Source organism: Actinomadura sp. 6K520, assembly GCF_004349245.1.
GTDB lineage: Bacteria > Actinomycetota > Actinomycetes > Streptosporangiales > Streptosporangiaceae > Spirillospora.
Genome location: NZ_SMLC01000236.1, coordinates 1 through 9034, shown reverse-complemented (window position 1 = coordinate 9034; position 9034 = coordinate 1). Strand labels below are relative to the sequence as shown.

The following is a 9034-nucleotide window of genomic DNA, read 5'->3' as shown; positions in this document are numbered from 1 at the left end:
CGCAGGTAGAGGCCATGATCCGCAGTTGCGGACCATGGCCTTTGGCCGGGAAGGGCCGTACGGATCGGCGTGATCTGCTCGTTACGGGTACGCTTTCCCGTCAACACCGGGCGCGTAGCTCAGGGGTAGAGCACTCGCCTTACAAGCGAGTGGCCGCAGGTTCGAAACCTGCCGCGCCCACGCAGGTAGAGGCCATGATCCGCAGTTGCGGACCATGGCCTTTGGCCGGGAAGGGCCGTACGGATCGGCGTGATCTGCTCGTTACGGGGTCGGGCCGTAGCGGGTGGCGATTTCCTGGGAGCTCGGCCATTTGCTGTAGGTGGCGGACTGGGGCCAGCCTTCGGGGGAGTCCTGCCACTCCTCCTGGCGGCCGTACGGCAGTACGTCGATCAGTGCGAAGGTGTGGGTGAGCTGCTCGGTGCCGCGGCCGTTGGTGTGCCAGGTGCGGTAGACGGTGTCGCCGTCGCGCAGGAACACGTTGACTGCGAAGCCGCCGTTGCGGGGTGCGTCGACGTCGGCGCCGAACGAGCTGTTCGCGGTCGAGTACCAGGACATCCTGTTCCCGACCTTGTGCTTGTACGCGAGGGCCTCGTCGATCGGCCCCTGCGTGACGATGACGAACCTGGCGTCGTAGGCGTCCAGGAACTCCAGTCGCGTGAACTGCGACGTCAGCCCGGTGCAGCCGTCGCACTGCCACGGCTCGCCGGGGAACCACATGTGGTTGTAGACGATCAGCTGCGACTTGCCGTCGAAGATGTCGACCAGCCGTACCGGGCCCTCCTCGCCCTCAAGGGTGTAGTCGGGCATTTCGACCATCGGCATCCGGCGGCGCTGGGCGGCGATCGCGTCGAGTTCGCGGGTCGCGTCCTTTTCGCGGACGCGCAGGTCGTCGAGGTGGCGTTGCCAGGTCTCGGCGTCGACGACGTGCGGTAGCGCCTTGGCGGTCATTCGGCACCTCCAGCTTCCATGGTTTGTGGTCTGTAGGGGTGGACCGTGCCCGGTCACCGGACTCATCGGTCTCCGGTCGGCGGGTTCGGCGGAGCCACCGCGCGGCGGGCAGGTCCTCTGACGTTCCGTAATCCCGTTTACGTGGGGTTCACATATGGGCAACAGGTCCGAAATGCCTGGTTGACAGGTTGGGGTGTGCTGAAGCCGCCTCGAAGGGACGACCCACGTTGAGTTACAAGGCCGAGTACATCTGGATCGACGGCACCGAGCCGACAGCGCGGCTGCGGTCGAAGACGAGGATCCTGGCCGACGGCGCCGAGCCGCCGGAGTGGGGTTTCGACGGGTCCAGCACGAACCAGGCGCCCGGCGACAAGTCCGACTGCGTCCTCAAGCCGGTGTTCTCGTGTCCCGACCCGATCCGGGGCGGCGACCACAAGCTGGTGCTGTGCGAGGTCTTCCTCGTGGACGGGACGCCCCACAAGACCAACACGCGGGCCCAGTTGCGTCCGATCGCCGAGCAGTACGCGGCGCAGGAGTCCTGGTACGGGATCGAGCAGGAGTACACGTTCTTCAAGGACGGCCGCCCGCTCGGCTTCCCCGAGCGGGGTTTCCCGGCGCCGCAGGGCTTCTACTACTGCGGTGTGGGCGCCGACGAGGTGTTCGGACGCGAGATCGTCGAGGCGCACATGGACGCGTGCCTGGCGGCCGGGCTGAAGCTCTCGGGCATCAACGCCGAGGTCATGCCGGGGCAGTGGGAGTTCCAGATCGGCCCGGCGGGGCCGCTCGAGGTCGGTGACCACATGTGGGTCGCGCGGTGGCTGCTCTACCGCGTCGCCGAGAACCACGGCGTGTCCGCCACCCTTGACCCGAAGCCGGTCGCGGGTGACTGGAACGGCGCCGGGGCGCACACGAACTTCTCGACCAAGGCCATGCGCGAGGGGTACGACGCGATCATCACGGCGTGCGAGGCGCTCGCGGAGCGGGCGCAGGAGCACGTGGCGGGGTACGGCGCCGACATCGAGCGGCGGCTGACCGGCATGCACGAGACGGCGCCGTGGAGCGAGTTCAGCTACGGCGTGTCGAACCGCGGCGCGTCGGTGCGGATCCCGTGGCAGGTCGAGGTCGAAAAGCGCGGCTACATCGAGGACCGGCGGCCGAACGCCAACGTCGACCCCTACGTGGTGGCGCGCCTGATCACGGGCACCTGCTGCGCGGCGCTGGAGAAGGCCGGCCAGGTCTGACGCCGAGCCGACAGGGTCCCCGGGGAGTCCGTCTCCCCGGGGACCTTCGTGTTCCAGGGGGCCGCCGGGTCGGGCAACGCGGCCAAACGTCGGCAAAATGGTGGGCTTGGGGGAGTTCCCCCCTTCGGGGCCGGGTAGCACTCCATCGTTCGCACCGGGGGAGGGAACGATGCCCGATTCGTCTTTCGGGCGGTACTCCGGCGGCCTGCCCGGCAGGCACGCCGGCCGCTCTGCGCCACGGCCCTGGGAACGGTCGTTCCGGTGTCCCTCCTCGGGGCAGCGGCGCCCGGTGGAGGCGCCGGTGCGGCGGTACGAGGACTTCGTCGCGCTGCACGAGGAGATCGCCGCCCGGTCGGACCCGCCGCTGCGCGCGCTGTGGTGGACCGGCGCGGCCGCCGCGTTCGGCGGGGCGATGCTGGCGTTCGCCGCGGTGATCGGGCTGCGCGCGCTGCTCGGTGTGGAGGCCCCGGTGTTCGCGGGCGAGCACACTGCGGCGGAGCCCGCCGCGGCGAGCTACGCGCTGTGCGCCTTCGCGGGGACGGTCCAGGGGACCGCGCTGATGCATCTGCTGCTGGCGACGTCGGCGCGTCCGGTCCGGGCGTTCGCGTGGATCGGCGGCATCGCGGTCGCGCTGCTGACGATCGTGCCCCTGACGCTGAAGGGGCCCCTGGACGCGGCGTTCGCGACGTCCGGCATGAACCTCGTCGGCGGGGCGGCCGTGGTGGTGCTGCTCTCCGCCGTGGTGGCGGGATCGCGCCCGTTCTCCGGGGACGGCCCGGGCGGACGCGGCCCATGGTGATCCCGCGCCGAACCCGGCGTACGCGCCTCCTCCGATAGGGCCGCCCCGAATTCTTGCGCCGTCGATCCGAATTAACGAAGGGTTCACAGGCGGACGATATCGCCCGTGCTCTGACCAGTGTATTAATAATCTGAGCGGGCCGTATCTCGGACGCGGCCGCCTTTGGTCAATGCGCGCCCGGCGTGTGCGTCGAATGCGGATGGATAATGCGGAAATGATCCTTTCCCCGCGAGGGCTGCGAGCCGCCACGGTCAATCTCGTCCAGCTGGCGATGTACGGGCATGTCGCCGATCTCCGCCCGATGCCGGCGGAGCTGGTCGACGACGGGCCCCGGCGGTCGGTGTACCGCTACCGGCCGCCGGAGGGGGTGGTGCCGGCGGGGCCTCCGGTGCTGTTCGTCCCGCCGCCGGGGGCGCCGGCGCGCTGCTACGACCTGCGTCGCGGATGCAGCCTGGCCGAGCACGTCGTCCGGGCCGGACGGCTCAGCTACCTGCTCGACTACGGGCCGGTCCGGTGCTCGGACCGCGAGCCGGAGCTCGCGGAATGGGTCGCGGACGTGCTGCCCGGCGCGATCCGGGCGGTCCACCGGGACGCGGGCGGTCAGCCCGTCCAGCTCGTCGGCTGGTGCCTCGGCGGGGTCCTGTCGCTGCTCACCGCCGCCGCCGGACCGGGCCTGCCGATCGCGTCCGCCGCGGTGATCGCCGCCCCCGTCGCCCCGGGCGCGGCGCGGCCGGCGGCGACGCTGCGGCCGCTGCTCGGCCTGACCCGCGGGGCCGAGGCGGACGTGCTCGGATTCATGCTCGGCGGTGCCCCGCTGCCGCTGGCGAAACGGGCCTACCGGGTCGCCGGAATAGACAGGTACATGCTTCGTCCCTGCAAAATACTGACCCACCTTGACAATGCCGATTTCCTGGCGCAGGCCGAGGCCGTCGATCATTTCACGGACGAGATGAGCAGCTACCCCGGACGCGTCGCCAGGCGTATTTACCGGACTCTTTCGCGGGACGACGCGCTGCTGCGCGGCGGCATTGAGATCGGCGGCAGGAAAGTGGATCTCGGCGATGTCCGCGTGCCGGTGCTCGCCATCGCCGGGCGCGGTGACGCCCTCGCGCCGGTCCGCGCCGTCCTGCCCCTCATCCGGCTGCTCGGCGGGGCGCCGCAGGTGCGCTTCGAGATCGCGACCGGCGGGCACCTGGGGGTGCTGACCGGGCATACCGCCAGGACGACGACGTGGCGGCATCTTGACCGCTGGCTGGACGAGGGCACCGTCAGGCACGGCATCCGGCCGCAGCGCTTCACCGTCCCCGTCTGACCCGCGCGGCACCCCCGGCCGGTCTGCGGCGCGTCAAGGGACGTTCCAAAGTTCTTTGCGGGGCCGCCATCGGTGCGCACTCGGGTGTGTCGTCCCGGTGACCTGATGGTCGCCGACCGTAATGTGGCGCCCCGTTGATGCGAGCCGCGCCGGGCCGTCGCCGGTCCGCGCGGCCGGTCCGGGACGCCGGCCTGGGCCGGGCGGAACGTCGGGGGGCACTGCATGGCGGCGGATACGGGCGAGTACGGGCGTGTGCCGGAGAACCGGCCGCAGCCCGAGATCATCGGGGTCACCCCGTTCGGCCGGCCCGCGTCCCATCTCGCGGTGGCGGTCGCCCGCGCGGGCGGGACCGGGGTGCTCGACCTCGGCGCCGACCGCGCGTCCGGCCTCGCCGCCCTCACCGACCTGCGCCGCTGGTGGACGGGCCCCTTCGGAATCCGCGTCCCCGCCGGCTGCCGGGTCAGGCCGGCCGAGATCCCGGCCGCCGCCGACACCGTCCTGGTGGACGCCCCGGCGCTGCGGTCCGACGACTCGCTGGACGTCGCCGGGTTCGCGCGGGGACGCCGCCTCCTGGTCGAGGTCGTCGATCCGGACGAGGCCGCCGCCGTCGTCCCGGTCGCCCGCGGGTTCACCGGGGACGTGGGGCTCGTCGCGCGCGGCGCCGAAGCGGGCGGACGCGTCGGTGACCTGGGCACGTTCGTCCTGCTGCAGCGGCTCATGGCCGACCCGTCGGTGGACGTCCCGGTGTACGCGGCGGGGGGCATCGGGCCGCGCACGGCCGCGGCGGCGGTCGCGGGCGGCGCGGCCGGGGTCGTCCTCGACGTGCAGCTCGCGCTCGTCCGGGAGGCGGACCCGTCCGCCGAGGTCGCGGCCGCGTTGGCGGAGCCGGAGGCCGCGGCCGCCACGCGGGGGCGAACGCCGCCGGTGGGCCAGGACGGGCCGTCCGCCGCCGCGCTCGCGGCCCGGCACAAGACGGCCGGGGGAGTGGTCCAGGAGATCCGCGAGCAGATCGCCGCGCACCTGCGGGCCGCCGTGCGGGCGGAGCCGCTCGCACCGCGCGAGGATGCCTCCGGCCGCGCGTACCCGGTCGTCCAGGCGCCGATGGCCCACGTCAGCGACCGTTCCGCGTTCGCGGGCGCCGTCGCGCAGGAGGGCGGCCTGCCGTTCCTCGCGCTCGCCCTGATGGACGGCGAGCAGGTCGCGGCGCTGCTCCGCGAGACCGCCGACCGGCTCGGCGGACGGCCCTGGGGAGCCGGGATCGCCGCCGCCGCGCCCGCCGGGTGCACGCCCACGGACGTCCGCGAGGCGCAGCTCGCCGCGGTCCGCGCGGCCGGCCCCCCGTACGCGCTTCTCGCCGGCGGGTGCGCGGCGGAGGCCGCGGCGCTGGAGGAGGCCGGGATCGGCGCCTACCTGCACGTCCCGTCGCCCGGCCTGCTGGGACGGTTCCTGGACGAGGGCGTGCGGAAGTTCGTCTTCGCGGGCCGGGAGGGCGGCGGGCACACCGGGCCGCGGGCCGCGTTCGCGCTGTGGGAGGCGCAGGTCGAGCGGCTGATGGCGTTCGACGGCGACGCGGCCGAGCTGTCGGTGATGTTCGCGGGCGGCGTCCATGACGAGCGGTCCGCGGCCATGGTCGCGGCGCTGGCCGGGCCGCTGGCGGAACGGGGCGCCGACGTCCGCGTCATGCTGGGCACCGGGTACCTGTTCACGACGGAGGCGGTCGCGACGGGCGCGATCCAGCCGGGCTACCAGGACGTCGCGCTCGCCTGTGACGGGACGGCCCTGCTGGAGTCGTCCGCCGGCCGGGTGACCCGCTGCGCCCGCACCCCGTACGTGGACACGTTCGGTGAGACGCGCCGGGAGCTGGAACAGGTCGGGACGTCCGGCGAGGAGGTGGGGCGCCGGCTCGAGAAGCTGAACCTCGCCCGCCTGTGCGTCGCCGCGAAGGGGCTGCGCCGGTCCACCCCGGTCGACGCCGCCGGGCAGCGGGCCGCCGGCCTGTACGCGATGGGGGATGCCGCGGCGCTGCGCTCGGCCACGACCGGCATCGCCGCGCTCCACGAGCAGGTCACGTCCGGTGCGACGGCGTTCCTCGCGGCCCGCGCGGCCGAACTGGGCGTCGGCGGGTCCCGTACCGCCGCGCCGGGCGGTCGGCGGCCGCGCCCGGCCGACGTCGCGATCATCGGCGTGGGCTGCGTGTTCCCCGGCGCCCGCGACGCGGACGGGTACTGGGCGAACATCGTCGCGGGCGCGGACTGCGTCACCGAGGTCGCGCACCGGAACTCCGAGTGCCATGGCGACCCGTCCGGCGAGGAGCGCACGCCGTCCAGATGGGGCGGTTTCCTCCCCGGCATCCCGTTCGACCCCGAGGCGTACGGCATCCCGCCCGGTGCGCTCGGCGCCATCGCCCCGATCCAGCTCCTCGCGCTGGAGGTCGCGTCCCGTGCGCTCCGGGACGCCGGATACGCCGACCGGCCGTTCGACCGCTCCCGGACCTCCGTCTTCTTCGGCGCCGACGGTGGCGGTGACCTCGCCACCGCCTACGGCGTGCGGGCGACGCTCCCGTCATACCTGGGCGAGGTGCCCGCCGAGCTGGACGAGCGGCTTCCGCGCCCGACCGCGGAGTCCCTCGCGGGCGTCCTCACCAACGTGATCGCCGGACGGATCGCGCACGTCCTCGACCTCGCCGGCACCGGTTACACCGTGGACGCCGCCGGCGCCGCGTCCCTCGCCGCACTCGACGCCGCGTGCAAGGACCTCGCCGCGGGATCCAGCGACATGGTGCTGTGCGGTGCCGCCGACCTGGGCACCGGCGTCCAGGACTACCTGCTGCTCTCCCCGGAGCTGTCGCCGTCGGGCCGCTCCGCCGCGTTCGACGCGTCCGCCGACGGCATCGTGCCGGGCGAGGGCGTCGCCTGCGTCGTCCTCAAGCGCCTCGCGGACGCCGAGCGCGACGGCGACCGCGTCTACGCCGTCGTCAAGTCCGTCGCCGCGTCCAGCGACGGCCGCTCCGACGGCCTGACCACCCCCCGCGCCGACGGGCAGCGCCTCGCCCTCGACCGCGCCTACGAGCGCGCGGGCGTCGCACCCGCGTCGATCGGCCTGGTCGAGACGCACGGCACCGGCGCCGAGGAGGACGACCGGACGGAACTATCCGCCCTTTCGTCGGCGTTCGCGGGCGCGGCGCCGGGCAGCGTCACGCTCGGATCGGTCAAGGCGCAGATCGGCCACACCCGCCGCGCCGCGGGGCTCGCCGGCCTCATCAAGACCGCGTACGCCCTGCACCGGGGCGTGCTTCCCGGGACGCCGCACCTCGCCTGCCCCGCCCCCGCGTGGGAGCCGGACGGCCCGTTCGTGTTCGGCGGCGCCGCCCGGCCGTGGGCGACCCGTCCCCGCGACCGGTACGCGGGGCTGAGCGCCTTCGGGCACGGCGGCGCGAACTTCCACGCCGTCCTGTCCGGCTACGACGGTGCGCCCGAGCCCGTGTCCGGGCTGCCCGAGTGGCCCGCCGAACTGTTCCTGATCCGGGCGGCCGACCGTCCGGCCGCCCGCGCCGAGCTCGACCGCCTCCGCGAACTCTCCGCCGGGGAGCCCCGGCTCCGCGACCTCGCCCGGACGGCCACCTCCCTCCAAGGGCCCGTGCAGGTGGCCTTCGTGGCGACCGGGCTGGACGACCTGCGCCGCAAGCTCGCCCTCGCCGGGGAGTTCCGTCCGGCACCCGGCGTCTTCCTCCCGTCCGGTGAGGCGGGCCAGGTGGCGTTCCTCTTCCCCGGCCAGGGCAGCGAGCGGCCGAACATGCTCGCCGACCTCTTCGTCGCCTTCCCGCGCCTCCAGCGTCTCCTCCGCCTCGCCGGCGGACGGTACGCCCCGGCGATGTTCCCGCCCGCCGCGTTCACGCCGGACGAGACCGCCCGCCGGCTCGCGGAGATCGAACGTGTCGCCCGGCCCGCCCTCGGCATCGCCGGACTCGCCGTCCACCGCCTGCTGACCGCGCTGGGCATCCACCCCGACCTCGCCGCGGGCCACGGCCACGGCGAACTCGTCGCACTCTGCGCCGCCGGCGTCCTCGACGACACCGACATGATCGAGCTCTCCGCCGCGGCGCCCGCCGACCTGCGCGCCGACCTCGCCGCCCGCGACCTCCGCTCGCCGGCCTTCCCCGTCTGGGCCGGCGGGACCGCCGCCCCGCACGACACCGACCCCGCCGGCCTCGCCGCCGCCCTCGCCGGGCGGCACACCGCGCCGGTGCGCTTCGCCGAGCAGATCGAGGCGATGTACGACGCGGGCGCCCGCACCTTCATCGAGGCGGGGCCCGGGCACGTCCTCACCGGCCTCGTCGGCGAGGTACTCGGTGACCGCCCGCACACCGCCGTGAGCTGCGACGCTCCCGGCGAGCACGGCCTGACCCACCTTCTGCACAGCCTCGCCGGACTGGCCGCCGCCGGTGCCCCCGTCGACCCGCTGCCCCTCTTCGCCGGCCGCGGCGCTCACCCGCTCACGTCCGCGCCCGACTCCGCGCCCGGCTGGTTCGTGCACGGCCACCTCGTCCGGGCCGCCGACGGCACCTACCCGCCCAACGCGCTACGCCCGGCCGAACGAATCTCCGGCCCGCTCGACCGCGCCTCCGAGGCCGCCGTCCTGGAGTACCTGCGCACCGGCCGCGAACTGATCGCCGCCCAGCGCGAAGTCGTCCTCCGCCACCTGGGCGCGATCCCGCCCGCCCCTGTCCCCGTCTCT

At 74.2% G+C, this 9034-nt stretch carries 5 protein-coding genes and 1 tRNA gene; 5 read left to right on the top strand and 1 reads right to left on the bottom strand.

Features of this window, described 5'->3' with window-relative positions; genetic code table 11:
- Nucleotides 1–108 precede the first annotated feature (108 nt).
- Nucleotides 109–180, top strand: a tRNA-Val gene (locus tag E1289_RS34150).
- Between the two features lie 81 nt (nucleotides 181–261).
- On the opposite strand, the gene E1289_RS34145 is transcribed toward E1289_RS34150, so the two are convergent.
- On the bottom strand, nucleotides 262–948 hold the full coding sequence (locus tag E1289_RS34145; RefSeq protein WP_131987727.1) for a DUF899 family protein: 687 nt from the start codon (nucleotides 946–948) through the stop codon (nucleotides 262–264).
- Between the two features lie 227 nt (nucleotides 949–1175).
- On the opposite strand from E1289_RS34145, the gene glnII reads away from it, so the two are divergent.
- From glnII to E1289_RS34125, 4 genes are all read left to right on the top strand, one after another.
- Entirely contained in the window at nucleotides 1176–2189 is a 1014-nt protein-coding gene (gene glnII / locus E1289_RS34140) for a glutamine synthetase GlnII (protein ID WP_131987725.1), read from the top strand.
- A 169-nt stretch (nucleotides 2190–2358) separates the two neighbouring features.
- Nucleotides 2359–2988, top strand: a complete 630-nt coding sequence (locus tag E1289_RS34135) for a DUF6069 family protein (protein WP_131987723.1) — start codon at nucleotides 2359–2361, stop codon at nucleotides 2986–2988.
- Between the two features lie 214 nt (nucleotides 2989–3202).
- The gene (locus E1289_RS34130) at nucleotides 3203–4300 is read left to right on the top strand and encodes an alpha/beta fold hydrolase (RefSeq protein ID WP_131987721.1); all 1098 of its coding nucleotides are present in this window, start codon (nucleotides 3203–3205) and stop codon (nucleotides 4298–4300) included.
- 222 nt (nucleotides 4301–4522) lie between these two features.
- Nucleotides 4523–9034, top strand: a 4512-nt coding sequence (locus E1289_RS34125; protein ID WP_279488442.1) for a beta-ketoacyl synthase N-terminal-like domain-containing protein, incomplete at its 3' end; no start/stop codon positions are given.